Raw genomic sequence first — 25,214 nt, forward strand, 5'->3', positions numbered from 1 at the left:
GGGGTTATTCGTCCTGGAACTGGTCCTTCACGTACTTGATCTCGGTACGGCCATGCGGTGCTGGCAGGCCGTCTTCACCGAGGTTGACGAAAACCATTTTTTCCACGGTCAGGATGCTTTTGCGGGTGATCTTGTTGCGTACTTCGCAGGTCAGGGTGATGGAGGTGCGGCCGAACTCGGTGGCCGTAATACCCAACTCGATGATGTCGCCCTGGCGCGAAGCGCTGACAAAGTTGATTTCGGAGATGTACTTGGTCACCACACGCTGGTTGCCCAACTGGACAATCGCGTAAATGGCCGCTTCTTCGTCAATCCAGCGCAGCAGGCTGCCACCGAACAGGGTGCCGTTGGGGTTGAGGTCTTCGGGTTTTACCCATTTGCGGGTGTGGAAGTTCATGGTCACTCCAAAGCGTCTTGCCGAATGATGGGGCACATCATGGCAGAGCCCGCGCCCGAGCTCTATGAGCCATTGTCTATCAACCCCATGTGCGATCTTCATATGGCCGACGGAAAGGCTTTTAGAACGCGTAACCAGACGGCTATAATCGCCCCCGCTTCAAAACGGTCATCTTCGATTGATACCGTTCTCCCGCCACCTGTCCGAGGGGCGCTGCAGCAGGTTCAACCTGTCAGGCTCGGATGGGGCGTTGTCCGGCCTGCTTAGCCAGCTGGATACTAAACGCACAACGGCGCCCATTCGCACACTACGAATGGAGGCTCTTCATGAGCGCAGTAAACACGCCTGCAGATTTCAACGACTACAAGGTCGCCGACATGTCCCTCGCTGCCTGGGGCCGTCGCGAAACCTTCATCGCCGAATCCGAAATGCCAGCCCTGATGGGCCTGCGTCGCAAGTACGCCGCTGAGCAGCCGCTCAAAGGCGCCAAGATCCTCGGCTGCATCCACATGACCATCCAGACTGCCGTGCTGATCGAAACCCTGGTTGCCCTGGGTGCCGAAGTGCGTTGGTCGTCCTGCAACATCTTCTCGACTCAAGACCAGGCCGCTGCCGCCATTGCTGCTGCCGGTATCGCGGTATTCGCCTGGAAAGGCGAGACCGAAGAAGAGTACGAGTGGTGCCTGGAGCAAACCATCCTCAAAGATGGCAAGCCATGGGACGCCAACATGATCCTCGACGACGGCGGCGACCTGACCGAGCTGCTGCACAAGAAGTACCCACAGATTCTGGACCGCGTCCACGGTGTGACCGAAGAGACCACCACTGGCGTTCACCGCCTGCTGGACATGCTGGCCAAGGGCGAGCTGAAAATCCCGGCCATCAACGTCAACGACTCGGTGACCAAGAGCAAGAACGACAACAAGTACGGCTGCCGTCACAGCCTGAACGATGCCATCAAGCGCGGCACCGACCACCTGCTGTCGGGCAAGCAAGCCCTGGTGATCGGCTACGGTGACGTGGGCAAGGGTTCGTCCCAGTCCCTGCGTCAGGAAGGCATGATCGTTAAAGTCTCCGAAGTTGACCCGATCTGCGCCATGCAAGCCTGCATGGACGGTTTCGAAGTGGTTTCGCCGTTCATCAATGGCCAGAACGACGGCACCGAAGCGAGCATCGACAAGGCCCTGCTGGGCAAGATCGACCTGATCGTGACCACCACCGGTAACGTGAATGTTTGCGACGCGAACATGCTCAAAGCCCTGAAAAAGCGCGCTGTTGTCTGCAACATCGGCCACTTCGACAACGAGATCGACACCGCTTTCATGCGCAAGAACTGGGCGTGGGAAGAAGTGAAGCCACAGGTACACAAGGTTCACCGTACCGGCGCTGGCGATTTCGACCCGCAGAACGACGACTACCTGATCCTGCTGGCTGAAGGCCGTCTGGTTAACCTGGGCAACGCCACTGGCCACCCAAGCCGCATCATGGACGGCTCGTTCGCCAACCAGGTGCTGGCCCAGATCTTCCTGTTCGGCCAGAAATACGCCGACCTGTCGCCTGCCCAGAAAGCCGAGCGCCTGACCGTGGAAGTACTGCCGAAGAAACTCGACGAAGAAGTGGCCCTGGAAATGGTCCGCGGCTTCGGCGGCGTGGTAACCCAACTGACCAAGACCCAGGCCGACTACATCGGCGTGACCGTTGAAGGTCCGTTCAAGCCTCACGCTTACCGCTACTGATTTGCCTGCTGCCCGCCTCCTTCTGGAGGCGGGCTCTTGTAGGAGCTGGCTTGCCGGCGATGGCTTCAACTCGGTTTTGCTGCGCCACCGAGGTGCCTGCATCGCCGGCAAGCCAGCTCCTACAGGGATTGCGCACGTCTTACAGGCCTTTGAGTTTCCAAGGATACGACCATGTCCCAAGACCGTCGCTACAGCTTCGAGTTCTTCCCGACCAAGACCGATGCTGGGCATGAAAAACTGATGGCGACTGCCACTCAGTTGGCCAGCTACAACCCCGACTTCTTTTCCTGCACCTACGGCGCCGGCGGCTCGACCCGTGACCGTACGATCAACACCGTGCTGCAGCTGGAAAGTCAAGTCAAAGTTCCCGCCGCTCCGCACTTGTCGTGCGTGGGCGACAGCAAGGCTGACCTGCGCGGCCTGCTGACCCAATACAAGCAAGCCGGCATCAAGCGCATCGTCGCCTTGCGTGGCGACCTGCCGTCCGGCATGGGCATGGCCAGCGGCGAGCTGCGCTACGCCAATGACCTGGTGAGCTTCATCCGCGAAGAAAGCGGCGATCACTTCCACATCGAAGTGGCGGCCTACCCGGAGATGCACCCCCAGGCACGCAATTTCGAAGACGATCTTCACAACTTCGTGCGCAAGGCCAACGCCGGCGCCGACAGCGCCATCACCCAGTACTTCTTCAACGCCGACAGCTACTTCTACTTCGTCGAGCGTGTACGGGCCATGGGCGTCGACATCCCGATCGTGCCGGGCATCATGCCGATCACCAACTACAGCAAGCTGGCGCGCTTCTCCGACGCCTGCGGCGCTGAAATCCCGCGCTGGGTGCGCAAGCAACTGGAAGCCTACGGCGATGACGTCAAGAGCATCCAGGCGTTCGGCGAACAGGTCATCACCGAAATGTGTGAACGTTTGTTACAAGGTGGCGCGCCAGGGTTGCACTTCTATACCCTGAACCAGGCTGAACCCAGCCTTGCCATCTGGAACAACCTCAAGCTGCCACGCTAAGGGTTGTCTGGCTGTACCAAGGCCCTCGTTTCGACGAGGGCCTTTGTCGTTTTAAATGCCCACGGAACCCTGCAGTCCATGAACACAGCGCCTTCGACTTCCCGCCCGCAATTGGTCTACCTGGTCTTCGGTTCCGAGACCTACCACCAGGAAGCGGTCTTCAGCATCGCCAGCGCATTGGCCTTTCTGCAGGAAACCCCGGACGCGGCCCTTGATATCCAGGTATTCAGCGACAACCCCGAGCCCTATCGCCTGCTGCCCGTGCGCGTACGCCCGCTGGACGAGGCCACGCGCAAACGTTGGAGCGAGCCCCACGGCTACCACTTCCGCACCAAGCACGTGGTGTTGCGCCAAGTGCTGGAAGAATCACCGGTCGCGCTGTTGATCGACACCGACACCTTCTTCCATCATTCGCCCATGGCCCTGTTCGAGCGCGTGCAGCCCGGCACCCTGTTGTGCAACGCCTTCTACACCAAGTACGGCGATAACCACGAAAGCATCCTCTACACTGCCCTGCACCAGCGCTTGCTGGACATGGGCGTGGCCGACGATGACATGATGACCCTCAACTCCGGCGTCATGGGCCTGACGCAGCAGGACGCACACATCCTCGACCGCTCGATCGAGTTGATGGACGAGTTGTTCCCCCATGCCCAGGGCGCCTACACCCTGGAAGAGTTCTGCTTGTCCATCGCCGCCTACCGTACCGTCAACGTGCGCGAGTGCCCGGACCTGATCCACCACTACTGGAGCCGCAAGCAGCTGTTTCGCGCCAAGGTCAAGGCGTGGATCGCCAAGCACGCGGCCGACCCTACCAGCGAACTGGCGATGGCCGACACCCGCCAGGTGTCCTCGCACCTGCCACGTCCACCACGCCTGCAGCGCCTGATGTACAAGATGATCACGTTGCTTTTGCCCAAGCACCAGCAGCAGTTCATCCGCGAAATCCTCTACGGTTGCTACGAACACGAGAATGAATTCGACCAGGCGTGTGGCCCGGTTTGGTGGGACAAAGCGCGACAAAACCAGGAAGAGCGCCAGCAGCGGCCGATTGACGCACACCAACTGGAGCACTGGTTCGCCAACCCGGTGGTGCGCCTGATTCTGGGCGAGCGGCGCAATGCCATCCACGAGCATCTGATGGACGCACCGGCCAAATAAGACTACCCGCCAATGCGTGTGCCAGAGCTTCTCTTTAAGGCAGGAGCGTCGTAACCTCAGGGCATGCCCGTTCTTCTCAAGCTGTTGACCGCTGCGCTTTTCACTTGCCTGAGCTTTGCCGCTTATGGCGAAAAACTGCGCATTGTCACCGAGCCCTGGGCGCCTTACGTCTACGACGACAACGGCACCATGCGCGGGCTGGACTACGAAACCACGGTGATCGTGTTCCAGCGTCTGGGGGTCGATGTGGAATGGCAGTTCCTGCCCTGGAAACGCTGCCTGGCGATGCTCGACCAGGGCCACGCCGATGGCGCGCTGGATATTTTCCACAGCCACGACCGCGATGCCCTGCTGCTTTACCCCAGCGAGCCATTGTCGGAAGTCGAGTTCGCGCTGTACTACGCCAACGAGCGCCCTCACCCCGCCGAAACCCTTGATGACCTGCGCGGCCTCACGGTCGGCACCTCACCGGGCTACCTCTATAGCGAGGCGTTCAGGGAGTCCACCCTGTTCAATCACGAGCCGGCTCCCAGCCACGAGGCCAACTTCGGCAAGTTGTCCCTGGGCCGCATTGATCTGGTGATCACCGACCGCCGCGTGGGTCAGCATGTGATCAAGGCCCTGGGCCTGGAGGGCAAGGTCAGCCAGGCGCCCATGGTGGTCAGCCGCCAGCAGCAATTCCTGGCAGTACGCCGTGGCGCGGGCATGGACCTGCTGGTGCAACGCTTTGCTGCCGAGCTCAAACGCTTCAAACAAGAGCCCGCCTACGCCGCCTTGAGCGAAAAATACGGCGGTAGCCCCACTCCAACGGCTTCGATACCCGCCCCCGAACACACCGTTGAGCAGCAGGAAAGCAGCGCACCGTGATTGCTCTGTTATACTCCGGCCTTTCCGCCAGGCTTACGCCCGGCCGCTGAGGTCTTGAAAAAGGCACCCAACCCCGCTACTGCGCAGCTTTCAGCCCGCGCGAGCCGGTGGAGTGCCCGCCAGACGCAGCAGGACCGGACGGGATAACGCTCCCCTAAGCGTCATTCACGCCCGGCAAGATTATCCCTCTGGGCCAAGCCCTAACTAAAACAGGATTACTCATGTCCTTTGCTTCCCTCGGTCTCTCCGAGGCTTTAGTCCGCGCCATCGAGGCAGCGGGCTATACCGAGCCTACTCCGGTGCAACAGCGGGCCATTCCCGCCGTGTTGCAAGGTCGCGACCTGATGGTTGCGGCTCAGACAGGTACTGGTAAAACCGGCGGCTTCGCCCTCCCGATCCTGGAGCGGTTGTTTCCCAATGGTCACCCGGACAAATCCCAGCGTCACGGCCCGCGCCAACCGCGCGTACTGGTCCTGACCCCCACCCGCGAACTCGCCGCTCAGGTGCACGACAGCTTCAAGCTGTATGCCCGCGACCTGAAGTTCGTCAGCGCCTGCATCTTCGGCGGCGTCGGCATGAACCCGCAGGTTCAGGCCATGTCCCGCGGTGTTGACGTGCTGGTGGCCTGCCCTGGCCGCCTGCTCGACCTGTGCGGCCAAGGCAGCGTCGACCTGTCCCACGTGGAAATCCTCGTGCTGGACGAAGCCGACCGCATGCTCGACATGGGCTTTGTCCATGACGTGAAAAAGGTCCTCGCCCGCCTGCCGGCCAAACGCCAGAACCTGCTGTTCTCGGCCACGTTCTCCCAGGACATCACCGCCCTGGCTGGCAAGCTGCTGCACAACCCGGAACGCATCGAAGTCACGCCGCCGAACACCACGGTCGAGCGCATCGAGCAACGCGTGTTCCGCCTGGCCGCCAGCCACAAGCGTGCGCTGCTGGCTCACCTGATCACCGCAGGCGCCTGGGAACAGGTGCTGGTGTTCACCCGCACCAAGCACGGCGCCAACCGCCTGGCCGAGTACCTGGACAAGCACGGCCTCACCGCCGTCGCCATCCACGGCAACAAGAGCCAGAACGCACGCACCAAGGCCCTGGCTGATTTCAAGGCCGGCACCGTGCGCATCCTGGTCGCCACCGATATCGCCGCCCGCGGCCTGGATATCGACCAATTGCCACACGTGGTCAACTTCGAGCTGCCAAACGTCGATGAAGACTACGTGCACCGTATCGGCCGTACCGGCCGTGCCGGTCGTTCGGGTGAAGCCATCTCCCTGGTTGCACCGGACGAAGAAAAACTGCTGAAAAGCATCGAGCGCATGACCAAGCAGAAAATCGCCGACGGCGACCTGATGGGCTTCGATGCCAGCGCCGTGGAGGCCGAAAAGCCAGAAGCGCGCGAACGTCCGGACGTGCGCAACCCGCGCAACCCACGCGGTCCGAAGGGCGATGGCCCGAACGGCGGCGGTGGTGGCGGTGGTCGTCGCGACAAGGGCAAAGACAAGGGCAAGGAGAAATCCGCCTCCAGCAGCCGTGGCGAACGCCCGGCCCGTGAGCAAAAACCACGTGAAGGCACCCCGGCCCGCGAACAGCGCCAGCCGAGCCAACCGCCACGCGCCGCAGCCGACCGCGCCCCGGACGAGTTCCTGGACGACGACGTGGATAACTTCGGTAACCGCGTCGATTATGTGCCCCAGGCCAAGCCAGCCCAAGGCCGTGGCCGCCGCCCAGGTGCCCCGGCACAAGGTGCGGGTGCAGGCGCGCCACGTGGCGGTCAGCCACAAGGTGGCCGTCAGAACGGTCCGCGCAACAGCAGCGGCGGCACCACCGGTACCCCGCCAGGTAAACGCAACGGCCCACGCAACGGTGCACCGCGTGACGGCCAGGCCCGTCGCGAAGACTCGCGCAACCGCCGCCCGTCCCGTGACGACCAATCGCGTTCGTCCGAGCCAGCCGTGCAGAACCCACGCGGCGGCCCGGCACCGAAGATCATCCACAAGGAGTCGAAAGCAGACCGCTTCCCGACACCTGAGCAGTTGGATCAACTGCCGGGCCGTCCTCGTGGTGAAAAGCCAGCGCTGCTGACCCGCAACCGCTGATTTTCAAAGCCCCATAAAAAATGCCCCGCCTCGAAAGATGCGGGGCATTTTTTTCGATTGAGCAAAATCAAATGGGCTTTTCTGTGGGAGCTGGCTTGCCTGCGATAGCGGTGCATCAGTGAGATATGCTTCAACTGACACACCGCTATCGCAGGCAAGCCAGCTCCCACATTGATTGCATTTCAGGCATAAAAAAACCGGATCGCGAGATCCGGTTTTTTTGTGCGGGCAGAAATTACTTCTGCTTCACACCTTCCAGCGAGATGTCCAGGTCTACAGTCTGCGAGGACGGGCCTGGGCCTTTGATGCCGAAGTCGTTCAGGTTCAGCGTGGTGGTGGCGTTGAAGCCAGCACGTTCACCGCCCCATGGGTCCTTGCCTTCACCGTTGAAGGTTGCCTTGAAGGTCACCGGCTTGGTCACGCCGTGGAACGTCAGGTCGCCGGTCACGTCAGCGGTTTTCTCGCCGGTGGATTTAACGGCGGTGGACACGAACTTGGCGTCGGCAAACTTGGCAACGTCCAGGAAGTCCTTGCTGGCAACGTGCTTGTCACGTTCTGCGTGGTTGGACCACAGGCTGGCAGTTTTCACGTCGACAGCGATTTTGCTGGCTTCAGGCTTGGCGGCATCCCAGCTGAAGGTGCCATCCCAGTCCTTGAAGGTACCGTGGATGAAGCTGTAGCCCAGGTGGCTGATTTTCCAGTCGATGAAGGCGTGCTGGCCTTCTTTGTCGATCTTGTAGTCAGCAGCCATTACCTGGCCTGCGGACAGCAGGGCAGTACCGATTGCCAGAGCAGCGAGGGTCTTTTTCAACATGCGTTCTATTCCTTGTGAGTCGAGGTTGAACATCAGGCTTTGCGCCCCAGCATTCGCGTGAGGGTCGCATCACGATCGATAAAGTGGTGTTTCAAGGCCGCCACGCCGTGCAAGCCGGCGAAGACCACCAATACCCAGGCGAGGTACAGATGCACCACGCCGGCGTTGTCTGCCTGGTCCGGTAGCCCGGAAACCACGGCAGGAATCTCAAACAGGCCAAACACCGGAATACCGACACCGTCTGCGGTGGAAATCAGGTATCCGGCAATCATCACGGCAAACAGCCCGAGATAAAGAAACGCGTGGCCAAATGCAGCACCGATACGGGTCAAGCGGCTGTAGCTGGCAAGCGGTGGTGGTGGCGGGCTGACCAGACGCCAGACGATACGCACCAGCATGATGGCAAACAGCGTGATGCCGATGCTTTTGTGCAGGTCCGGCGCGTCTTTACGCCAGGCGCTGTAGTAATCCAGACCGACCATCCACAAGCCCAGGGCGAACAGACCGAACACCACCAGGGCCACGCCCCAGTGCAACACCATGCTGACCCAACCGTAGCGGGCCGGAGAATTGCGTAACTGCATGTACTTAATCCCGTAAGAGCTGCGCCCAAGACTAGCGATTTACCTATCGAATTAAAGCGGAAATTTTCGCTTTGAAATATCGAGAAATACGATCTTGAGGGTATGAAGCGTAAATTAACAACGGATTAAGGACTATCCAGAAGAAACGTGACAGACCGTCCTGTGTTTACTGCCTATTCGCAGGTTATGGGTTGTGACACGGCCATCCATTGCATAGGCTTGCGCGATTGTTACGCCCGCGTGCCACGCGGGCCGCTTCGAGGAGACCCCGGATGGGCTTGAATAACCAGTGGATGCAACGCGACCTCGCCGTGCTGTGGCATCCCTGCACCCAGATGAAAGACCACCAGCAGCTGCCGTTGATCCCGATCAAGCGGGGTGAAGGCGTTTGGCTGGAAGACTTCGAAGGCAAGCGCTACCTCGACGCCGTCAGCTCCTGGTGGGTCAACGTATTCGGCCACGCCAACCCGCGCATCAACCAGCGCATCAAGGACCAGGTGGACCAACTGGAGCACGTGATCCTCGCTGGTTTCAGCCACCAGCCGGTGATCGAGCTGTCCGAACGCCTGGTGCAGATGACGCCCGAAGGCCTGACGCGGTGCTTCTACGCCGATAACGGCTCGTCGTGCATCGAAGTCGCGCTGAAAATGAGCTTTCACTACTGGCTCAACCGTGGCCTGCCGAACAAGAAACGCTTCGTCACCCTGACCAACAGCTATCACGGCGAAACCATCGCCGCGATGTCGGTGGGCGACGTGCCGCTGTTTACCGAGACCTACAAGGCGCTGTTGCTCGACACCATTAAAGTGCCGAGCCCGGATTGCTACCTGCGCCCCGAAGGTGTGAGCTGGGAAGACCACTCGCGCACGATGGCCCAGGTGATGGAGCAGACCCTCGCTGAGCACCACGACACCGTCGCTGCGGTGATCATCGAACCGTTGATCCAAGGCGCGGGCGGCATGCGCATGTACCACCCGGTGTACCTCAAGCTGCTGCGCGAAGCCTGCGACCGCTACGGCGTGCACCTCATCCACGACGAAATTGCCGTCGGTTTCGGCCGCACCGGCAGCATGTTTGCCTGTGAACAGGCCGGCATCCGTCCGGACTTCCTGTGCTTGTCCAAGGCCCTCACCGGCGGTTACCTGCCGTTGGCAGCCGTGGTCACCACCGAAGATGTTTACAGCGCCTTCTACGATGACTACCCAACCCTGCGCGCCTTCCTGCATTCCCACAGCTACACCGGCAACCCGCTGGCGTGCGCGGCGGCCCTGGCGACCCTGGATATTTTCGAAGAAGACAACGTCATCGAAAACAACAAGGCCCTGGCCCAACGCATGGCCACCGCCACCGCCCATCTAGTGGACCACCCCCACGTGTCGGAAGTGCGCCAGACCGGCATGGTACTCGCCATTGAGATGGTCCAGGACAAAGCCACCAAGACCGCCTACCCGTGGCAGGAGCGCCGCGGCCTGAAGGTGTTCGAGCACGCCCTGGAGCGCGGTGCGCTGTTGCGGCCGTTGGGCAGCGTGGTGTATTTCCTGCCGCCTTACGTGATCACGCCCGAGCAGATCGACTTCTTGGCCGAGGTTGCCAGCGAAGGCATCGACATCGCCACCAACAGCAAGGTCAGCGTTGCCGTGCCAGAAAACTTCCATCCTGGCTTCCGCGACCCCGGCTGATCACCCACACCCTTGTAGGAGCCGGCTTGCCGGCGATGGCGGTCTCACATTCACCGCATAGCCAGCGCCCTCATCGCCGGCAAGCCGGCTCCTACAGAAAAACCCTATTTCCAGAGAACAGAAATGAGACTGTCCCGCTTTTTCACCGACACCCCGCTGAGCCTTGGCGAGCATGAACTGCCCGAAGCCCAGGCGCACTACATCAGCCGCGTGCTGCGCATGGGCGAAGGCGACGCCGTGCAATTGTTCGACGGTTCCGGCCAGGAGTTCCTGGGCAGCCTGCTGGAAGTCGGCAAGAAGCGCGTCACCGTGCAGCTCACAGAACGCTTCAACGGCCAGGCCGAGTCGCCGTTGCACATCCACCTCGGCCAGGGCCTGTCCCGGGGCGAGCGTATGGATTGGGCGATTCAGAAAGCCACCGAATTGGGTGTGAATGAAATCACGCCGATTTTCAGCGACCGCTGCGAAGTACGCCTCAAGGACGAACGCGCCGACAAACGCCTGCTGCACTGGCGCCAAGTGGCAATCAGCGCATGCGAGCAGTGTGGGCGTTCAACCGTGCCGGTGATTCACCCGCCACTGTTGCTGGCGGACTGGCTGAAGCAGACCGAGGCCGATTTGAAGCTGGTGCTGCACCCGGTGGCCGAGCCGATGGTCAGCCATGCCAAGCCAGCCAGCCTGGCTTTCCTGATCGGGCCTGAAGGCGGTTTGACCGATAACGAAGTCCAGAGCGCCCAAGCGGCCGGCTACCACGCCGCCCGCCTCGGCCCGCGTGTGCTGCGCACCGAGACCGCGCCGGTGGTGGCGCTGTCGGTGGCCCAACAACTGTGGGGCGATTTCTAACGCCCTTCCTTTGCAAACCCAATCCCCCCTGTGGGAGCTGGCTTGCCTGCGATGGCGGTCTTCCAGCCAACCCCACTGGCGCCTGACCCACCGCTATCGCAGGCAAGCCAGCTCCCACAGTGTTGATTGGGTTACCAGGCAACTATTCCACCGGGTCACTCACCGGCGTGGCAATGATCGCCTTCAACTCGCTGGTCATCGGGAACTCCAGGTTCAGCCCCTTGGGCGGAATCGGCTGTTCAAACCAGCGCTGGTAAATCCCGTTGATCGCCCCCGAGCGGTACAGGTCGCCCAGTGCGTCGTTGACCACCGCCAGGAACTGCGGGTCGTCCTTGCGCACCATGCAGCTGTAGATTTCCCGCGACTGTTCTTTACCCACCACCACCCAGTTGTGCGGGTCCTTGGCCTTGGCGCGCTCGCCGTAGAGCAAGGCGTCGTCCATGTAGAACGCGGCCGCACGGCCGGTCTCGAGCATCTTGAACGCTTCTCCATGGTCCTTGGCGCTGATCACAAACATATTGGCCTTGTGCTCGGCGTTGTAGCTTTTGAGGAAGCGCTCATTGGTGGTGCCCGCCGTGGTTACCACGTTCTTGCCGGTCAGGTCCGCAAAGCCCTTGATGCCGCTGTCCTTGGCCGTCAGCAACTGGCCTTTCACGTAGATAAACCCGTAGGAAAACGCCACCTGCTTCTGCCGCTCGGCCGTCACTCCGGTGGAGCCGCATTCCAGGTCCACGGTGCCGTTCTGCACCAGCGGGATACGCGTTTGGGACGTCACCAGGTTGTATTTCACCGCGAGGTGGGTCACCCCGATTTTCTGCTGGACGCGCTCGACAATCTTGTTCGCCAGGTCCACCGAGTAGCCCATCGGCTTGCCGCTGTTATCCCCCACATAGGAAAACGGCACCGAGGCATCGCGATAACCCAAGGTGATGGATTGGGCACTGGCGATCTTGCCCAGCGTGCCTTCCAAAGGCGCTTGATTGGCCTGTGCCTGTGCGCCGAACAAGAGCCCCAGGGTGCAGCCGGTCAACAGGATTGTTTTCATTGTTATGCTCCGTTGGTCTTTAACGTTATTTACGGACAGCAATTACGCTGATTTCCACCAGCACACTCGGCCGCGCCAGCTCCGCTTGCAGGGTGGTGCGCGTCGGCGCGCAGCCTGGCGACAACCACGCGGACCACACTTCGTTCATCGGCGCGAAACCGCTGCCGATGTCCTTCAGGTAAATCGTCGCGTTAAGCAGGTGGTCCTTGTCGCTGCCGGCCTGGGCCAACAGCCCGTCGATCCTGGTCAGCACTTCCCGGGTCTGGGTCGCCACGTCCTGGCCATCGCCGGGCACCTGGCCCGAGAGAAACACCAGGTCTTTGAAGGTCACAGCGCCAGAAAGCCGGTCGTTGCTGCTGATGCGGTTGATGCTCATGGGTACACCTCAAGCGGCGCGGGGCGCGAGGCCCTGCAGGTCAATGGAAGGCATGCGCTGGTCGATCAGTTCGGCCAACAATTGGCCGCTGCCGCTGGCCAAGGTAAAACCAAGCGCGCCGTGGCCCAGGTTGAGCCACAAGTTGCGGTAGACACTGGCGCCGATCAGCGGCACGCCGGTCGGCGTGGCCGGGCGCATGCCGGCCCATTCCACCGCGTGGGCGTAGTCACCGGCATTAGGAAAAGTCTCCAGCGCCTGGCGTTTCATCAATGCCAACCGCTTGGGCTCCAGGCGAGCGTCGAAGCCGACGATATCCACCATGGCCGCCACCCGCAGTTGCTCGCCGATACGGGCGTAGACGATCTTGCGGTCGTAATCGGTGATGCTCACGTTCGGCGCCTGATGCTGTGCACCAATCGGCACGCTGAGGCTGTAACCCTTGAGCGGATACAACGGCAGCGAAACACCCAACTCCGCGCTGCGATACCCCGCCGCCAGCACCAGGTTCTGCACCGGCATCACCTCGTCGCCCATCTCGACCGCCTGTACGGCGCCGTGAGCATGGCGCAGGCCAGTGACCTTGCGCCCCAGCAGGAAACGGCAGCGCCCGGACGCTTCAAGCCGCGCCGCCAAGCGTTGGCAGAAGGCATGACAATCGGCCACTTCTTCATTTGGCGTATAGATCCCGCCGACAAAACCACCGTCCGCCAGCGCCGGTTCCAGCCGCGCGCAGTCATCAGCCGACAACACCTGCTGCTGCAGGATATCGGTGACTTTGCTGCGGGCATGCTCGAAGCTGCTGGCGTTGCGGAAGGTCACCAGCTTGCCGTTGCGGCGCCAGTGGAAGCCGTCCAGATGATCGTCCTCGCGCCATTGCTGCAACGTGGCCTGGCTCAAGGACGCCAGGCGCAACAGGTGCGCGGCATTGCGTGTGTTGACCGAGCCACGGCAGGCACCGAGAAACGCGGCCATCCAGCGCCATTGCTGAGGGTCCAGGCGCGGGCGCAGCTTGAGCGGCGAGTCCCCGCGCAGCAGCCAGCCGATGGCTTGCAATGGCACGCCAGCATCCGCCAGCGGCGCGACATAGCGGTACGACAACTGCCCGCCGTTGGCGAAACTGGTTTCGCTGCCCAGCGTGTCGCGGGCTTCGATCAGCGTGACCTCGTGACCGGCGCGAACCAACGCATAGGCGCTGGCCAGGCCGATAACCCCACCGCCGATGATGCAAACCTGCTTGGCCATCCCAGCCCCCAGCTTTTGAATGAAGAGGCCTCAAGCGTAGGGGCAGGTGACAGGCCATCGACAATGAATAAAGATGGGTCACCTATAAACAAAGGTTATGGACTCGCCATGCGCTTGCGTCATATCGAAATCTTCCAGGCCATCCGCCAAACCGGTTCCGTCAGTGCCGCCGCGCAGTTGCTGCACGTGTCGCAGCCGGCGGTGACCAAGGTGTTGCAACACGCCGAATTGCAGCTGGGCTTTCCCCTGTTCCTGCGGGTGCGCGGCAAGTTGCAGCCCACCCCGGAAGCCCTGGCGCTGGAAAGCGAAGTGGAGAAAGTCACCGAGAGCCTCCAAGGTGTGCGGCGCCTGGCCAAGAGTTTGCGGCGCGAACCCGGGCACAGCGTGCGCATTGGCGCAATCCCGGCACTGGCCTTGTCGCTGCTGCCACCGGCGATCCTGGAATGGAAACGCGACTACCCGGACATCGCCTGCGAGCTGTCCAGCGACCACAGCCGTGAGCTGGTGCAGAAGCTGTTGATGCGCGAGATCGACCTGGCACTGACCCTCAATTTCTCCGGGCATCCGGGGCTGACCACGCAGGTGTTGGCCAACGGTGTGCTGGTGGCGTTGGCGTCGAAAGGCTATTGGTCTGACGCAGAATCGAGCACACCGTTGCCCCTGGCGGATCTGGCCGGTGCGCCGTTGATTGGCCTTTCCAGCGCCGACCCCTTGGCCGCCAAGCTCGACAGCTACCTGGAAAACGTCGACCCCGCGCCTCGGGTGACGATCTCGGTGCAAACCTATTCCCTGGCACGCGCCATGGTCGAGTCCGGCGCCGGGCTCACTGTCATCGACCCCTTCACGGCGCTCGGCGCCTCCACGGCCACCACCTGCATCCGCACACTCACCCCGCCGCTGCCGATCACCCTGTACGCCCTGACCCGTGCCGACGAACCGCCGCCGCATATGTTGGCCAAGTTGCTCAAGATCTTCGGCACGCGCGCCCAGGACCTGCTGAAACGCCTATTCCTGTAGGAGCCCGGCTTGCCGGCGATGGCGGCCTCGAGATCACTGCACCTCTCAAGGGCCTCATCGCCGGCAAGCCGGCTCCTACAGGTGTTCGTTACAGCACGTAATGCATGATCGCCACAAAGTGCAGCAGGCTGCCGCCAATGACAAACAGGTGCCAGATGCCGTGGGAGTGCCGCAGGCGATCTTCCAGGGCAAAGAAGATGATGCCCACGGTGTACAGCACCCCACCGGCCGCCAGCCAGGTAAACCCCGCCGTGCCCAGCGCGGCGATCAGTGGCTTGACCGCCACCAGCACGATCCAGCCCATCACCGCGTAGATCACGATGGACAAGATCCGCGCTTCGGAACGCGGCTTGATCTCCTGCAGGATACCAATCACCGCCAGCCCCCAGACGATGCCGAACAGCGTCCAGCCCCATGGGCCGCGCAGGGTCACCAGGCAAAACGGCGTGTAGCTGCCGGCGATCAGCAGGTAGATCGAAAAGTGATCGACCTTCTGCATGATCTCTTTTCGCCGTCCGCGCACGCTGTGGTACACGGTGGACGCGCTGTACAGCACCAGCAGCGTAAAGCCATAGATCGCCACGCTGACGATCTTCCAGGGGCTGCCATCCAGGCTCGCCACCACCAGCATCCACACTGCGCCGGCAAAGGCTGCGACTGCCCCGAGCAAATGGCTCCAGGCGTTGAATCGTTCCCCGTGATACATGTGTCACTCACCTCGAATAACCGTTATCACCTCGAGCATTCTGACGCCAGACACTCACTTTCAGGTAACACCCTTTCTTCATTTGCCCAACGACCACTGCCCATCGGATGATTCGCACAATCCTTGTAGGAGCCGGCTTGCCGGCGATGAGGCCCTTGAGCGTGGTGGTGGCCTGACTGCCGCCATCGCCGGCAAGCCGGCTCCTGCAGGGGGTGTTTCCGCCCTTTAGAGTGGTGTTATCCATGCCCGAGCTTGAACCCGACGCGCCGCCCCCCAGCCTATGGCAGCTTTTTTACAACTTCGCCATGGTCGGCCTGTTCGGCTTTGGCGGCGTGATGCCCTGGGCGCGGCAGATGATGGTCGACCGCAGGCGTTGGGTCAGCGAGCAGGGTTTCAACGAACTGCTCACCACCGGCCAATTCTTCCCCGGCCCGAACATCGCCAACGTCGGCATCATCTTCGGCCGTCGCCTGCACGGCTTGCCGGGTGCGGTTGTGACCGTCTGCGGGCTGTACCTGTTCCCCTCGCTGATCACCGTGTTGGCCGGTTTCGCTTATGCCAAGTGGTGGAGCCATGAGGTGGTGCAGCAAATTTTCGGCGCGGTGATGCCGATTGCCACCGGGCTGATGCTGGGTACAACACTGCGCTTGCTCAAGGCCATGCCCCGCAACCTGGCCAATTACAGCGCCTTTGTGCTGACCTTCGTGTTGATGGCGGTGCTGGTGTTGCCACTGTGGATGGTATTGCTGATCAGCATCCCCAGCTCCCTGGCCTTGAGTTTCATCGACACGAAAAAGGTGGCCGGCTGATGCAGACCGTCCTCCTGCACCTGATGATCCAATGCGCGCTGTGGTCGCTGATGGCGATTGGCGGCAATACCGTGGCCATTGGCGACATCCACCGTTACACCGTGGTGGACATGCACTGGATCACCGACGCGCAATTCGTCGCGTTCTTCGCCCTGTCACAGGCGCTGCCGGGGCCCAACGGCATGTTCCTGGTGTTCATCGGCCAACAGGCGGCAGGGCTGCCGGGGGCGCTGGTGGCCTTGCTGGCCAAGCTCGTGCCCTGCTCGGTATTGGCCTACGTCGGCGCCGGCTGGCTGGAAAAACACACCCAGACGCCCTGGGTGCAACGGGTCAAGCGCAGCCTGTTGCCGATCTCCATCGGCCTGATCCTCGCCTCCACCTACATCCTGATGAACAGCCTGGAAAACAACACCACCAGCCTGGTCCTGACCCTGGCCAGCGCCGCCGTGGTCTATTACACGCGGCTCAACGCGATCTGGCTGATCATATTCGGTGTGCTGCTGGGCCTGGGCAGTGCATGGCTGGGAGTGAATTGGTTTTAGGGGCACAATCGACGGCATTCGAACAAGAGTGACCGCCATGCTGATCGACGAAGAGTTCACCCTCAAGAAGCTGGAAATCTTCCTGGCGTTCATGCGCACCGGCAACCTGGCCCGTGCCGCCGCCGAGCTGCAAACCAGCAACGTCAGCGTGCACCGCGCGATCCACTCCCTGGAAAACGCCCTGCGATGCCCGCTGTTCAAGCACGAAGGGCGCAACCTCACGCCGTTGGAGAGCGCCTACGTGTTGGAGGAACGCGCACAGAAACTGGTGGCCGACGTGGTCGACAGCGTGCGCCTCACCCGCGAAGCGGCGGGTTATTCGGCGGAGCGCTTCAAGCTGGGTTCACTGTATTCGCTCACGGTGAAGACCGTGCCGCAACTGATCATGGGCCTGAAGATCCGCCGCAGCGAACTCAACATCGACCTGATCCTGGGCTCCAACTTCGACCTGCTCTACAAGCTCAAGAACATGGAAGTGGACGCCATCCTCATCTCCCTGGATGAGCATGCCAACGACCCCGATTGCGAGCAGATCGCGCTGTTTTCCGATGACATCTTCCTGGCTACCCCGGCCGACTCACCCTTCGACCGCGAACAGCAGATCGACCTGGCGGATGTACGCGACGCCACCTTCATCACCCTCACCCAAGGCTTCGCCACCCACCAGGATGGCAACCGCGTGTTCCAGCAGGCAGGGTTCGAGCCGAAGGTGGCGATGCAGGTCAATGACATTTTCACCCTGCTGAGCATGGTCAGCTCCGGCGTGGGTTATGCGCTGCTGCCGGGGCGGATTGCAGCGGTGTACGAGAACCGGGTGAAGCTGATCCCGCTGCAACCCCGGTACCGGTTGCAGCAGCAGATTGGGGTGGTGTTCCTCAAAGCCAAGGAAAGGGACCCAAACCTGTTGGCGTTGTTGGCAGAGTGTCGGATGTACGCCAATCGCCAATCTTGACCATCCCTTGTAGGAGCTCGGCTTGCCGGCGATGTCGTCCTCAAAATCGCCATCGCAGGCAAGCCAGCTCCCACATTTAACTGTATTCACAAATCAAAATGTGGGAGCGGGCTTGCCCGCGAAGACGCCAGGCCAGACAACGCCGGGCCGGGGGTTAGCCGACGAGGCCGCGTACGATGAAATACAACACCGAAGGCCCGAGCAAACACCCAAGCCCGGTATGGAACGTCGCCGTCAGCGCGCCGTAGGGCACCAACCGCCGATCCGTCGCCGCCAGCCCCGCTGTCACACCGCTGACGGTGCCAGCCAACCCACCAAACACCATGGCCGAGCGCGGGTTGTCCAGGCCCATCCAACGTGCCGCCACCGGTGTGCCGACCATCACCAAAATCGCCTTGATCAAGCCTGTGGCAATCGACAGCGCCATCACATCCGAGGTCGCGCCAATGGCCGCCCCGGTCACCGGACCGACGATGTACGTCACCGCGCCAGCACCGATGGTGGTCATGCTGATCGCATCACGATAACCAAATGCCCACGCCATGCTGGCGCCCACAATGAACGGCAACACCGTGCCCAACAGCAGCGCAATCACACCAATCAACCCGGCCTTGCGCGCCTCGGTGGCTTGCACTTCAAACGCCGTGGCAACGATGGCGAAGTCACGCAGCATCGCGCCGCCCATCAGGCCAATGCCGGAGAACAGCGCCATGTCGGCCAGGCCCTTTTGCCCGCCGGTGACCGTGCCACCGACCCACGCCAGAACCAGGCCGATGACGATGGCAATTGCCGAACCATGAATGCGCCCAAACGTGAGGCGCTTGGACAGCACCACGGAAATCCACATCACCACGCCGACGAAGGCAAAGGCGGTGATCAGGCCGTTATGCTCCAACCCTTTTTCGATGAGATCCCACATATCAGCGACCTCCCGCAGCAGCGATCAGCGGCTCTTCGGCGGGCAAAGGTTCGCCCTTATGGGTGCGGCTGATGAGCGCGATAGTGCAACCGCAGACCACCACGGAACCAATCGCCGCCAGGACCGCGACAGGACCGCCGTGCAAGGCCGTGACCACGTTTTGTTGCGCCGCCATCGCCACCACCACCGGGATGTACATGGCGCCCCAGAAGCCCACGCCCATCTCGCAGTCCTTGGTCATGCCGCCGCGTTTTTGCATCCACAAACGGGCGCAGATCAGCAGAATCATTGCGATGCCCACCCCGCCCACGTTGGATTTGACGCCCAGCAACACGCCGAGCATGTCGCCCATGATCACGCCCGCCAGCGTGCAGATCGCCAGCAATGCCACACCGTAGATAATCATCGTTGTTGTCCTCAAAGTGCTCGATCGAAATTGTTGTTGTTGTGCTTCGAAAGCCTTGGGTGGTGCTTTATCGGTGGCGGCGCTCCTCCTCTTGCAGCAGGGCCTGCAAGGTGTCCAGGCGTGCGCCCTCGCAGGCGATCACCGTGCCTTGCTCGAACACGCGGCGTGACAAGCCGGTGAGCACGGCGCCGGGGGGCAGTTCGATTTGCAGGCGCACGCCACGCTCGTAGGCGCTTTGCACCGTGCCGCGCCAGTCGACGACGCGGCACATGTTGAACGCCAGGTCGTCACGCAGTTGTTCGGGGTTGTGCACAGGCCGCGCACGGGTGCTGCTCAGGTAGGTGATGCGCGGCGGCTTGAGCGCAACAAACGCCTGGGCCAGCACCTGGGCCGGTTGCTCCAGCAATGCACAGTGAGACGGCACACTCACGGCCAGGCGCTTGGCCACGCCGTTGCCTTTGATACGTTGGGCCACACGCGCCATGGCGACGTCGCTGCCGGCGATCACGGTCTGGTTATCGGCGTTGATGTTGGCCAGGTACACCGGGGTGTCAGGGCTATTCACGTCAGCCAGTAGCGTTTCGACGGTGGATAACGGCGGGCCGATGATGGCCGTCATCCCGTAGCCGTGTGGATAAGCGTTTTGCATCAGCTCGCCGCGCAGGCTGACCAGTTTCACCGCGTCGGCAAACTCCAGGGCACCGGCGATCACGGCGGCCGGGTACGCCCCGATGGAGAGGCCCGCGACGTAATCCGGGGTGTGTTGCAACAGCCGGGCGTGGGCCACGCCGGCGATCAGCAGGCACAGCTGGACGGCGCGGGTATCGGCCAAGGCGTGCGCTGAATCCAGGGTGCAAACGTCTTCACCCAAGGCCTGGCTGGCTTCATCCAGCACATCGGTTGGCAGCGCCTGGAGCATGCCCGGCCGTTGGGCGCCTTGCCCAGGGAACACCAGAAGGCTGCTCATACCACAGCCTGCCAAGGGTCGAGCACCAGATGGGCGCCACTGGCGGTTTTCAACAGCACCCGCCGTGAGGAGCCGGCCCATTCGCGCAAGGCCACTGCGCCGAAGGGCGTTTGCAATTGCAGGTCCACGGCGCACACCGCCTGGTCCAAGGTTGCCAGCAGGTCGCGCGCCTCGCTGCGGTCCAGCGGCTGGGGCGTGCGCAGCATCAGATCCAGGTCGCTCTGGGCATGCAGCGCTTCAATGCCCGTGGCCAATTCAAATCCGGCGCTGCCGGTGACCCCCCAATTCAAGGTCGCCAGCACCGGCCGCAATTGATCCAGAGCCTGCAATGCGGGCAAGTCCCGTCGAGAGACAACGTCACGCAATGCTTCCGGTGCTACCCGCCGTTGCACGGCAGCCAGCGGCATCAGCGCGGCAAACCGTTGCTCACGCGAACGGCCGCGCACGCCCACCGGGACATAACCAGCGGCAACGGTGGCGCGGCGCACCACCACCGTGCCCACCGCCTGCGCCGCCCACACCGGGGCGTCAGCGGGCAGGTGCGCCGGGGTCATGCCCCAGAGCAAGTCGTGCGCGTTCACCATTGCTCCCGCAGCAGTTGGCGGACATGGCTGGACGCCGCACGGTGAGGGGCGCCCAGGCGGCTGCTCAAATCGGTGCCGTCGATGTCCTTGATCGCATTCACCAGGCAATCGCCCACCCGCGCCACATCCTGTGGCGTCGGCTGTTCAATCTGCTTAACCGACAAGGTCTCCCACAGCAAACCCAGGCTGGCATAGCTGTCGATGTCATACGCCATGGGCGGCACGCTGGCGGCCAACGCTTCCAGCTCTTCGATACTGCGCAGGGTCACCCGCGCCGCCGAGGCCTTGCCCATGGCGTGCACCATCACGCCCGGGTCGCGCAGGGCGATCAGGCGGTTGGCCTGGTAGCCGTGGGCGAGGAACGCACCCGACATCGCCTTGCCCACCAGCAGCGCAATCACCGGGTGCCCGGCCAGCCGTGCGCGGGCATAGCTGTCAGCGGCGGCGGCCAGGGCCTTGTGGATACCGAGGGCTTCTTCGCGACGGCCGTAGGCCTGGCTCGGCACGTCGACGATGGCGATCAGCGGGCGCTTGTCGCCACGGGCGATGGCTTCATCCACCGCCTTGGCCAGGCCCCAGCCTTCGAGCAAACCGACCTCGCCGTTGCGTGCGCGGGGAAAGCGGTTGTGCGGGTCGGTGACCACGGCGATAAAGCGCACAGGTTGTCCGCCCAACAGGCCGTCAGCCACTTTCAGCGAAGCCGGCAAACCCTCGACAGGCGTTGCCCCCGCGCTCAATGCGTTGAACCACTGCAAACCTCTCATGAGCGATCTCCTTGATACAGCGCACGCACCGTCGCCGCGTCGATTTGTGGCGTGGCGTCCAGTTCGGCCAGGCGCGCCAGGTAGTGCTCGGCCTGGCGACTGCGTGGTTGAGCGGGCAGGCCCTGCTCCAGCAAGGCGTTGACGGTCTGCTGAATCTCGGCCACATCATCGGCCACGTAACGGTCGGCCAACCCGCTGTTGAAGCGTTGTTCGCCACCGGTAAGGCTCCAGATGAATGGCCGGTCGCGGGAGTCGTATTCGTCCAGGCCGGCTTCCTGCTCAATCACCTGCGGGCCGTTCAGGCCCACCCGTGCTTCGCGGGTGACCACCAGGTAACTGCACAGCCCGGCCGCAATGGACATGCCGCCAAAGCAACCGACGCTGCCCGCCACCACACCGATCACCGGCTGGTACTGGCGCAGGTCGACAATCGCCGCGTGGATGTCGGCAATCGCCGCCAACCCCAGGTTGGCTTCCTGCAGGCGCACGCCACCGGTTTCCAGCAACAGCACGGCACGCGTGGGAATGCCCTGGCGGTTGTCTTCGGCCGCCAGCTCAAGCGCCCCGGCGATTTTTGCACCGCCGACTTCGCCGAGGCTGCCGCCCTGGAAGTTACCTTCGATGGCCGCGATCACCACCGGTTTGCCGGCGACGCTGCCCTTGGCGATCACCACGCCGTCATCGGCTTGCGGCACCACGCCCTGGCGGCTGAGCCATGGCGACATGACGCGCTGGAACGGGTCGATCAGTTCGCGGTAAGTGCCAGCGTCCAGCAAGGCCTTGGCACGCTGGCGGGCACCCAGTTCGACGAAGCTGTGTTTGGCGAGTAAGTCAGTCATGGCCGACCTCCTCAAGCCCTTGCTCCAGGCGCAGGCGCACCACGCCGGGCGTCGCGCCGAAGTCGTGGATATCGATCTTCAAGGCGGGTGGCGTCTGTTCCTGGAAAATGCGTTCGAACAGGTGTTGCCAGCGCTGCTCGGCGCCGTTGACCGAGGTCTGCACCTGGATGGTCAGGGTGCCCGACGTGCCCGGTTCCAGCAGCACTTCCAGGTCGCCGGAGCCGACACACCCCACCAGCGCACGGCCTTTGGGCGGCTGCCCGGCGGGGAATTCAAAGGATAAGGTTTCCATCACAACGCTCCGTCGAGGCGGTCGATAAACAGGCAGGCGGCCAACAGGTCGGCGGCGCCGCCCGGGGAGGCATTCAGGGCCAGCAGGTGTTGGTCCAGCGCATGCAGGTGGCGGCGACCGGCCAGGGTCGCGCTGCCGCCCGCATCCAGCACGGCCTGGGCGCCGTGTTGCATGGCGCTGATGCCTTCAGGGCCTGCGCGGTAGAGCACGCAGGTGTCGGCCAGCTCGGTCATGATCGCGAGCAAGGCGTCGAGCCGGGCGTTCTGCTCGCCGGCGTCTTGTTGACGACTTTTGCGCAGTTGCGGCAGGCCGCGCTGCATCACCGAAGGGAAGCCCAATTGCGCTTCTTCACGGGCGCCGCGTGCGCCGTAGCGTTGCGCGACCTGGGCACCGTGGCTCATCGGCTGTGGGGCATAACGGTCGTTGAGCAAGGCCAAGCGGGCAGCCGTCAGCGTGACGGCACGGGGTGCCAGCGCTGCCGCAGCGGTGAGCAAACCGAGGGCCCAGATCGCGCCGCGATGGGTATTCACGCCATCGGTGGTGGCGAGCATGGCTTGCTCGCCTTCGCGGCCGATCCGCCCCAAGGCTTCACGCAGGGGCAAGCCGACTTCGCCAAACTCGATAGCCGCTTCGGCCATTTCCTTGAACATCGGCCACAACGACAACGCCGAGGCGTGCATCAGGCCCAGGTGCAAATCGCTGTGGGCGCCGTTGCCGCGACGGTCCACCAAGGCCGGCTTGGGCGACAGGTCCGCCTCATCGATCAAGGCGTCGACGGCCATGTCCGCCAGGCGGTCGGCGAGGGTCAATTCATGCAGTTTTAGAGCGCGCATTTACCAGCTCCTGAACTTGGCGGGCGGGTTGTACAGGCCACCGGACCAGTCCACCAGGTCGGCCACGCTCTTGGCGGCCAACAGCTCGCGGGTGGCGTCGGTGCGGCGGATGCCCAAGTCTTCGGGCAAGGCGATCAGGCCTTCGCGGCGCATGCGCGCGGTGTCCTTGGGGTTGTGGCGCAGGCCGATGGCGGTGACGCCGGCGACGGCGGCGATCATCGCCTGGCGCTCCTCCAGGGAGCGCGCCTTGTACAGGTAGGCGATGCCTTCTTCGGTGAGCAGGTGGGTGACGTCGTCGCCGTAGATCATGATCGGCGCCAGGGGCATGCCGCTTTTGCGCGCGACTTCCACCGCGTCGAGGGTGTCGACGAAGGTGGGTTTGCCGCCTTCCTGGAAGGTCTCGACCATTTGCACGACGAGCTTTTTGCCGCGCTCCAACAGGGCTTCGGGCGCGTCGTCGTGGCGCATGTCCAGCCACGCCGGGGTGCCATGACGACGACCACGTGGGTCGTGGCCCATGTTCGGCGCACCGCCGAAACCGGCGAGCCGGCCACGGGTCACGGTGGAGGAATGGCCGTCGCCGTCGACTTGCAGGGTGGCGCCGATAAACAGGTCCACCGCGTATTGGCCGGCCAGTTGGCAGAACATTCGGTTGGAACGCATCGAACCATCGCGGCCGGTGAAGAACACATCCGGCCGTGCGGCGATGTAGTTCTCCATGCCCAGCTCGGTACCAAAGCAATGCACGCTTTCCACCCAGCCGCTTTCGATGGCGGGAATCAGCGTGGGGTGCGGGTTGAGAGTCCAGTTGCGGCAGATCTTGCCCTTGAGACCCAGGGATTCGCCGTAGGTGGGCAGGATCAATTCAATGGCGGCGGTGTTGAAACCGATGCCGTGGTTGAGGGACTGCACATTGTGTTTTTCGTAGATGCCACGGATCGCCATCATCGCCATCAGCACGTGCACCGGCTTGATGTGGCGCGGGTCGCGGGTGAACAGCGGCTCGATGTAGAACGGCTTGTCAGCCACCACTACGAAGTCCACCCAACTGGCCGGGATGTCGACGCGGGGCAAATCGGTGACGTCGTCCACCAACTGGTTGACCTGCACGATCACGATGCCATCACTGAAGGCCGCGGGCTCGATCAACGCGGGGGTGTCTTCGGTGCTGGCGCCGGTGTAGATGTTGCCGGCGCGGTCGGCCATGAAACCGGCAGACAGCACGACGTTGGGGATCAGGTCCACCACCAGCCGTGCGTAGAGTTCGATGTAGGTGTGGATCGCGCCGATTTCCAGCAGGCCGTCTTCGAGCAACTGGCTGATGCGCAGGGACTGGGTACCGGCGAAGGAGAAATCGAGCTTGCGGGCGATGCCTTTTTCAAACAGGTCCAGGTGCTCGGAACGGCCGACACTGGGCATGATCATGTGCAAATCGTGGAGCTTGGAGGGATCGGCCTTGGCCAGGGAGCGGGAGAGGAAGTCGGCTTGTTTCTGGTTGTTGCCTTCCAGCACCACACGGTCGCCGGGGAGGATCAGGGCTTCCAGAGCCTCGACGATCTTGTCGCTGGGCAACACGGCCCCGTCTGCGTACTGTTTGACCAGCCCGAGCCGCCGCTGCTTCTCGTCGCGCCGCCGCGTCCAGCGCGAGTCGGGGGTGATGGTTGTTGTCATGGTCGCTCCACGGGGTTTGCTGTCGTGGGCTGTACCTTAGGAGTGAATCGGGG

The 25,214-nt window shown here is 62.7% G+C and carries 27 protein-coding genes and 1 riboswitch; of the genes, 11 read left to right on the top strand and 16 right to left on the bottom strand.

The annotated features are described in order from the left end of the window. Positions 1 to 4 precede the first annotated feature (4 nt). On the bottom strand, positions 5 to 397 hold the full coding sequence (locus tag AC07SU_RS03360) for an acyl-CoA thioesterase (RefSeq protein WP_016977737.1): 393 nt from the start codon (positions 395 to 397) through the stop codon (positions 5 to 7). Positions 398 to 596: 199 nt separating this feature from the next. Continuing rightward, positions 597 to 702, top strand: a riboswitch (S-adenosyl-L-homocysteine riboswitch). 21 nt (positions 703 to 723) lie between these two features. Between AC07SU_RS03360 and ahcY the strand changes: the two genes are divergently transcribed. The 5 genes from ahcY (at position 724) to rhlE2 (ending at position 7,277) form a co-directional block, all read left to right on the top strand. Beyond that, entirely contained in the window at positions 724 to 2,133 is a 1,410-nt protein-coding gene (gene ahcY, locus AC07SU_RS03365) for an adenosylhomocysteinase (RefSeq protein WP_010207176.1), read from the top strand. A gap of 171 nt (positions 2,134 to 2,304) precedes the next feature. Beyond that, positions 2,305 to 3,150 (top strand): methylenetetrahydrofolate reductase [NAD(P)H], encoded by an 846-nt coding sequence (gene metF, locus AC07SU_RS03370; protein WP_176996729.1) that lies wholly within the window; start codon positions 2,305 to 2,307, stop codon positions 3,148 to 3,150. Positions 3,151 to 3,228: 78 nt separating this feature from the next. Beyond that, a complete protein-coding gene (locus AC07SU_RS03375; protein ID WP_494996202.1) occupies positions 3,229 to 4,311 on the top strand; it encodes a hypothetical protein in 1,083 nt (360 codons plus the stop codon). 63 nt (positions 4,312 to 4,374) lie between these two features. Continuing rightward, positions 4,375 to 5,178, top strand: a complete 804-nt coding sequence (locus tag AC07SU_RS03380; RefSeq protein WP_494996203.1) for a substrate-binding periplasmic protein — start codon at positions 4,375 to 4,377, stop codon at positions 5,176 to 5,178. 221 nt (positions 5,179 to 5,399) lie between these two features. After that, positions 5,400 to 7,277, top strand: coding sequence for an RNA helicase RhlE2 (rhlE2, locus tag AC07SU_RS03385; protein WP_494996204.1), 1,878 nt, complete (start codon positions 5,400 to 5,402; stop codon positions 7,275 to 7,277). A gap of 235 nt (positions 7,278 to 7,512) precedes the next feature. Here rhlE2 and AC07SU_RS03390 read toward each other — a convergent pair whose 3' ends face one another. Beyond that, complete coding sequence (locus AC07SU_RS03390; RefSeq protein ID WP_176996733.1) at positions 7,513 to 8,091, bottom strand: YceI family protein; 579 nt, start codon at positions 8,089 to 8,091, stop codon at positions 7,513 to 7,515. Positions 8,092 to 8,123: 32 nt separating this feature from the next. Beyond that, positions 8,124 to 8,675 carry a cytochrome b gene (locus tag AC07SU_RS03395; RefSeq protein WP_176996734.1) on the bottom strand — a complete coding sequence of 184 codons (552 nt, stop codon included), beginning with the start codon at positions 8,673 to 8,675 and terminating at the stop codon, positions 8,124 to 8,126. Between the two features lie 272 nt (positions 8,676 to 8,947). On the opposite strand from AC07SU_RS03395, the gene AC07SU_RS03400 reads away from it, so the two are divergent. Then, positions 8,948 to 10,354 (top strand): adenosylmethionine--8-amino-7-oxononanoate transaminase, encoded by a 1,407-nt coding sequence (locus AC07SU_RS03400; RefSeq protein ID WP_494996205.1) that lies wholly within the window; start codon positions 8,948 to 8,950, stop codon positions 10,352 to 10,354. A gap of 123 nt (positions 10,355 to 10,477) precedes the next feature. Further along, a complete protein-coding gene (locus AC07SU_RS03405; RefSeq protein WP_176996736.1) occupies positions 10,478 to 11,197 on the top strand; it encodes a 16S rRNA (uracil(1498)-N(3))-methyltransferase in 720 nt (239 codons plus the stop codon). A 142-nt stretch (positions 11,198 to 11,339) separates the two neighbouring features. On the opposite strand, the gene AC07SU_RS03410 is transcribed toward AC07SU_RS03405, so the two are convergent. From AC07SU_RS03410 to AC07SU_RS03420, 3 genes are read right to left on the bottom strand one after another with little or no spacing between them, the layout of a single operon-like run. Then, on the bottom strand, positions 11,340 to 12,242 hold the full coding sequence (locus AC07SU_RS03410) for a transporter substrate-binding domain-containing protein (protein WP_494996206.1): 903 nt from the start codon (positions 12,240 to 12,242) through the stop codon (positions 11,340 to 11,342). Between the two features lie 25 nt (positions 12,243 to 12,267). Beyond that, on the bottom strand, positions 12,268 to 12,618 hold the full coding sequence (locus AC07SU_RS03415; protein ID WP_494996207.1) for a RidA family protein: 351 nt from the start codon (positions 12,616 to 12,618) through the stop codon (positions 12,268 to 12,270). Positions 12,619 to 12,627: 9 nt separating this feature from the next. Continuing rightward, the gene (locus AC07SU_RS03420; RefSeq protein ID WP_494996208.1) at positions 12,628 to 13,860 is read right to left on the bottom strand and encodes a D-amino acid dehydrogenase; all 1,233 of its coding nucleotides are present in this window, start codon (positions 13,858 to 13,860) and stop codon (positions 12,628 to 12,630) included. 108 nt (positions 13,861 to 13,968) lie between these two features. On the opposite strand from AC07SU_RS03420, the gene AC07SU_RS03425 reads away from it, so the two are divergent. Further along, positions 13,969 to 14,877: a LysR family transcriptional regulator gene (locus AC07SU_RS03425; protein WP_494996209.1), complete on the top strand. Its 909-nt coding sequence runs from the start codon at positions 13,969 to 13,971 to the stop codon at positions 14,875 to 14,877. Between the two features lie 88 nt (positions 14,878 to 14,965). Here the strand turns inward: AC07SU_RS03425 and trhA are convergent, their stop codons facing one another. Continuing rightward, positions 14,966 to 15,583: a PAQR family membrane homeostasis protein TrhA gene (gene trhA / locus AC07SU_RS03430; protein ID WP_176996741.1), complete on the bottom strand. Its 618-nt coding sequence runs from the start codon at positions 15,581 to 15,583 to the stop codon at positions 14,966 to 14,968. 242 nt (positions 15,584 to 15,825) lie between these two features. Between trhA and AC07SU_RS03435 the strand changes: the two genes are divergently transcribed. The 3 genes from AC07SU_RS03435 to AC07SU_RS03445 are packed head-to-tail and all read left to right on the top strand — an operon-like array spanning position 15,826 to position 17,886. After that, on the top strand, positions 15,826 to 16,392 hold the full coding sequence (locus tag AC07SU_RS03435) for a chromate transporter (RefSeq protein ID WP_494996210.1): 567 nt from the start codon (positions 15,826 to 15,828) through the stop codon (positions 16,390 to 16,392). Beyond that, entirely contained in the window at positions 16,392 to 16,934 is a 543-nt protein-coding gene (locus tag AC07SU_RS03440) for a chromate transporter (RefSeq protein WP_259172171.1), read from the top strand. The genes AC07SU_RS03435 and AC07SU_RS03440 overlap by 1 nt, the downstream gene beginning before the upstream one ends. Before the next feature lie 37 nt (positions 16,935 to 16,971). Next, the gene (locus AC07SU_RS03445) at positions 16,972 to 17,886 is read left to right on the top strand and encodes a LysR family transcriptional regulator (RefSeq protein WP_176996744.1); all 915 of its coding nucleotides are present in this window, start codon (positions 16,972 to 16,974) and stop codon (positions 17,884 to 17,886) included. A 154-nt stretch (positions 17,887 to 18,040) separates the two neighbouring features. Here the strand turns inward: AC07SU_RS03445 and madM are convergent, their stop codons facing one another. The 9 genes from madM to mdcA form a co-directional block, all read right to left on the bottom strand. Further along, positions 18,041 to 18,805 (bottom strand): malonate transporter subunit MadM, encoded by a 765-nt coding sequence (madM, locus tag AC07SU_RS03450; RefSeq protein ID WP_176996745.1) that lies wholly within the window; start codon positions 18,803 to 18,805, stop codon positions 18,041 to 18,043. 1 nt (position 18,806) lies between these two features. Continuing rightward, entirely contained in the window at positions 18,807 to 19,211 is a 405-nt protein-coding gene (gene madL / locus AC07SU_RS03455; protein WP_429474993.1) for a malonate transporter subunit MadL, read from the bottom strand. A 67-nt stretch (positions 19,212 to 19,278) separates the two neighbouring features. Continuing rightward, positions 19,279 to 20,178, bottom strand: a complete 900-nt coding sequence (gene mdcH, locus AC07SU_RS03460; RefSeq protein ID WP_494996211.1) for a malonate decarboxylase subunit epsilon — start codon at positions 20,176 to 20,178, stop codon at positions 19,279 to 19,281. Beyond that, positions 20,175 to 20,762, bottom strand: coding sequence for a malonate decarboxylase holo-ACP synthase (locus AC07SU_RS03465; RefSeq protein WP_494996212.1), 588 nt, complete (start codon positions 20,760 to 20,762; stop codon positions 20,175 to 20,177). The genes mdcH and AC07SU_RS03465 overlap by 4 nt, the downstream gene beginning before the upstream one ends. Next, positions 20,756 to 21,526: a biotin-independent malonate decarboxylase subunit gamma gene (gene mdcE / locus AC07SU_RS03470; RefSeq protein ID WP_494996213.1), complete on the bottom strand. Its 771-nt coding sequence runs from the start codon at positions 21,524 to 21,526 to the stop codon at positions 20,756 to 20,758. Before mdcE ends, AC07SU_RS03465 begins: the two co-directional genes overlap by 7 nt. Next, positions 21,523 to 22,365, bottom strand: coding sequence for a biotin-independent malonate decarboxylase subunit beta (locus tag AC07SU_RS03475; protein WP_494996214.1), 843 nt, complete (start codon positions 22,363 to 22,365; stop codon positions 21,523 to 21,525). Before AC07SU_RS03475 ends, mdcE begins: the two co-directional genes overlap by 4 nt. After that, positions 22,358 to 22,657, bottom strand: a complete 300-nt coding sequence (locus tag AC07SU_RS03480) for a malonate decarboxylase subunit delta (RefSeq protein ID WP_494996215.1) — start codon at positions 22,655 to 22,657, stop codon at positions 22,358 to 22,360. Before AC07SU_RS03480 ends, AC07SU_RS03475 begins: the two co-directional genes overlap by 8 nt. After that, positions 22,657 to 23,490 carry a triphosphoribosyl-dephospho-CoA synthase gene (locus AC07SU_RS03485; protein WP_494996216.1) on the bottom strand — a complete coding sequence of 278 codons (834 nt, stop codon included), beginning with the start codon at positions 23,488 to 23,490 and terminating at the stop codon, positions 22,657 to 22,659. Before AC07SU_RS03485 ends, AC07SU_RS03480 begins: the two co-directional genes overlap by 1 nt. Beyond that, positions 23,491 to 25,161 carry a malonate decarboxylase subunit alpha gene (gene mdcA, locus AC07SU_RS03490; RefSeq protein ID WP_494996217.1) on the bottom strand — a complete coding sequence of 557 codons (1,671 nt, stop codon included), beginning with the start codon at positions 25,159 to 25,161 and terminating at the stop codon, positions 23,491 to 23,493. It lies immediately after the preceding gene. Positions 25,162 to 25,214 lie beyond the last annotated feature (53 nt).

The organism is Pseudomonas sp. GW821-FHT05H12 (assembly GCF_059419385.1).

What these genes read in the sequence shown, in the direction of transcription:
- AC07SU_RS03440 (WP_259172171.1), top strand. Translation starts at nt 16,392, where the DNA reads ATGCAGACCGTCCTCCTGCACCTGATGATCCAATGCGCGCTGTGGTCG.
- madL (WP_429474993.1), bottom strand. Translation starts at nt 19,211, where the DNA reads ATGATTATCTACGGTGTGGCATTGCTGGCGATCTGCACGCTGGCGGGC.
- AC07SU_RS03415 (WP_494996207.1), bottom strand. Translation starts at nt 12,618, where the DNA reads ATGAGCATCAACCGCATCAGCAGCAACGACCGGCTTTCTGGCGCTGTG.
- AC07SU_RS03425 (WP_494996209.1), top strand. Translation starts at nt 13,969, where the DNA reads ATGCGCTTGCGTCATATCGAAATCTTCCAGGCCATCCGCCAAACCGGT.
- AC07SU_RS03375 (WP_494996202.1), top strand. Translation starts at nt 3,229, where the DNA reads ATGAACACAGCGCCTTCGACTTCCCGCCCGCAATTGGTCTACCTGGTC.
- AC07SU_RS03435 (WP_494996210.1), top strand. Translation starts at nt 15,826, where the DNA reads ATGCCCGAGCTTGAACCCGACGCGCCGCCCCCCAGCCTATGGCAGCTT.
- metF (WP_176996729.1), top strand. Translation starts at nt 2,305, where the DNA reads ATGTCCCAAGACCGTCGCTACAGCTTCGAGTTCTTCCCGACCAAGACC.
- AC07SU_RS03400 (WP_494996205.1), top strand. Translation starts at nt 8,948, where the DNA reads ATGGGCTTGAATAACCAGTGGATGCAACGCGACCTCGCCGTGCTGTGG.
- AC07SU_RS03390 (WP_176996733.1), bottom strand. Translation starts at nt 8,091, where the DNA reads ATGTTGAAAAAGACCCTCGCTGCTCTGGCAATCGGTACTGCCCTGCTG.
- AC07SU_RS03405 (WP_176996736.1), top strand. Translation starts at nt 10,478, where the DNA reads ATGAGACTGTCCCGCTTTTTCACCGACACCCCGCTGAGCCTTGGCGAG.
- mdcE (WP_494996213.1), bottom strand. Translation starts at nt 21,526, where the DNA reads ATGAGAGGTTTGCAGTGGTTCAACGCATTGAGCGCGGGGGCAACGCCT.
- AC07SU_RS03420 (WP_494996208.1), bottom strand. Translation starts at nt 13,860, where the DNA reads ATGGCCAAGCAGGTTTGCATCATCGGCGGTGGGGTTATCGGCCTGGCC.
- AC07SU_RS03480 (WP_494996215.1), bottom strand. Translation starts at nt 22,657, where the DNA reads ATGGAAACCTTATCCTTTGAATTCCCCGCCGGGCAGCCGCCCAAAGGC.
- AC07SU_RS03360 (WP_016977737.1), bottom strand. Translation starts at nt 397, where the DNA reads ATGAACTTCCACACCCGCAAATGGGTAAAACCCGAAGACCTCAACCCC.
- AC07SU_RS03465 (WP_494996212.1), bottom strand. Translation starts at nt 20,762, where the DNA reads ATGGTGAACGCGCACGACTTGCTCTGGGGCATGACCCCGGCGCACCTG.
- AC07SU_RS03445 (WP_176996744.1), top strand. Translation starts at nt 16,972, where the DNA reads ATGCTGATCGACGAAGAGTTCACCCTCAAGAAGCTGGAAATCTTCCTG.
- trhA (WP_176996741.1), bottom strand. Translation starts at nt 15,583, where the DNA reads ATGTATCACGGGGAACGATTCAACGCCTGGAGCCATTTGCTCGGGGCA.
- AC07SU_RS03380 (WP_494996203.1), top strand. Translation starts at nt 4,375, where the DNA reads ATGCCCGTTCTTCTCAAGCTGTTGACCGCTGCGCTTTTCACTTGCCTG.
- ahcY (WP_010207176.1), top strand. Translation starts at nt 724, where the DNA reads ATGAGCGCAGTAAACACGCCTGCAGATTTCAACGACTACAAGGTCGCC.
- madM (WP_176996745.1), bottom strand. Translation starts at nt 18,805, where the DNA reads ATGTGGGATCTCATCGAAAAAGGGTTGGAGCATAACGGCCTGATCACC.
- mdcH (WP_494996211.1), bottom strand. Translation starts at nt 20,178, where the DNA reads ATGAGCAGCCTTCTGGTGTTCCCTGGGCAAGGCGCCCAACGGCCGGGC.
- AC07SU_RS03485 (WP_494996216.1), bottom strand. Translation starts at nt 23,490, where the DNA reads ATGCGCGCTCTAAAACTGCATGAATTGACCCTCGCCGACCGCCTGGCG.
- rhlE2 (WP_494996204.1), top strand. Translation starts at nt 5,400, where the DNA reads ATGTCCTTTGCTTCCCTCGGTCTCTCCGAGGCTTTAGTCCGCGCCATC.
- AC07SU_RS03410 (WP_494996206.1), bottom strand. Translation starts at nt 12,242, where the DNA reads ATGAAAACAATCCTGTTGACCGGCTGCACCCTGGGGCTCTTGTTCGGC.
- AC07SU_RS03395 (WP_176996734.1), bottom strand. Translation starts at nt 8,675, where the DNA reads ATGCAGTTACGCAATTCTCCGGCCCGCTACGGTTGGGTCAGCATGGTG.
- AC07SU_RS03475 (WP_494996214.1), bottom strand. Translation starts at nt 22,365, where the DNA reads ATGACTGACTTACTCGCCAAACACAGCTTCGTCGAACTGGGTGCCCGC.
- mdcA (WP_494996217.1), bottom strand. Translation starts at nt 25,161, where the DNA reads ATGACAACAACCATCACCCCCGACTCGCGCTGGACGCGGCGGCGCGAC.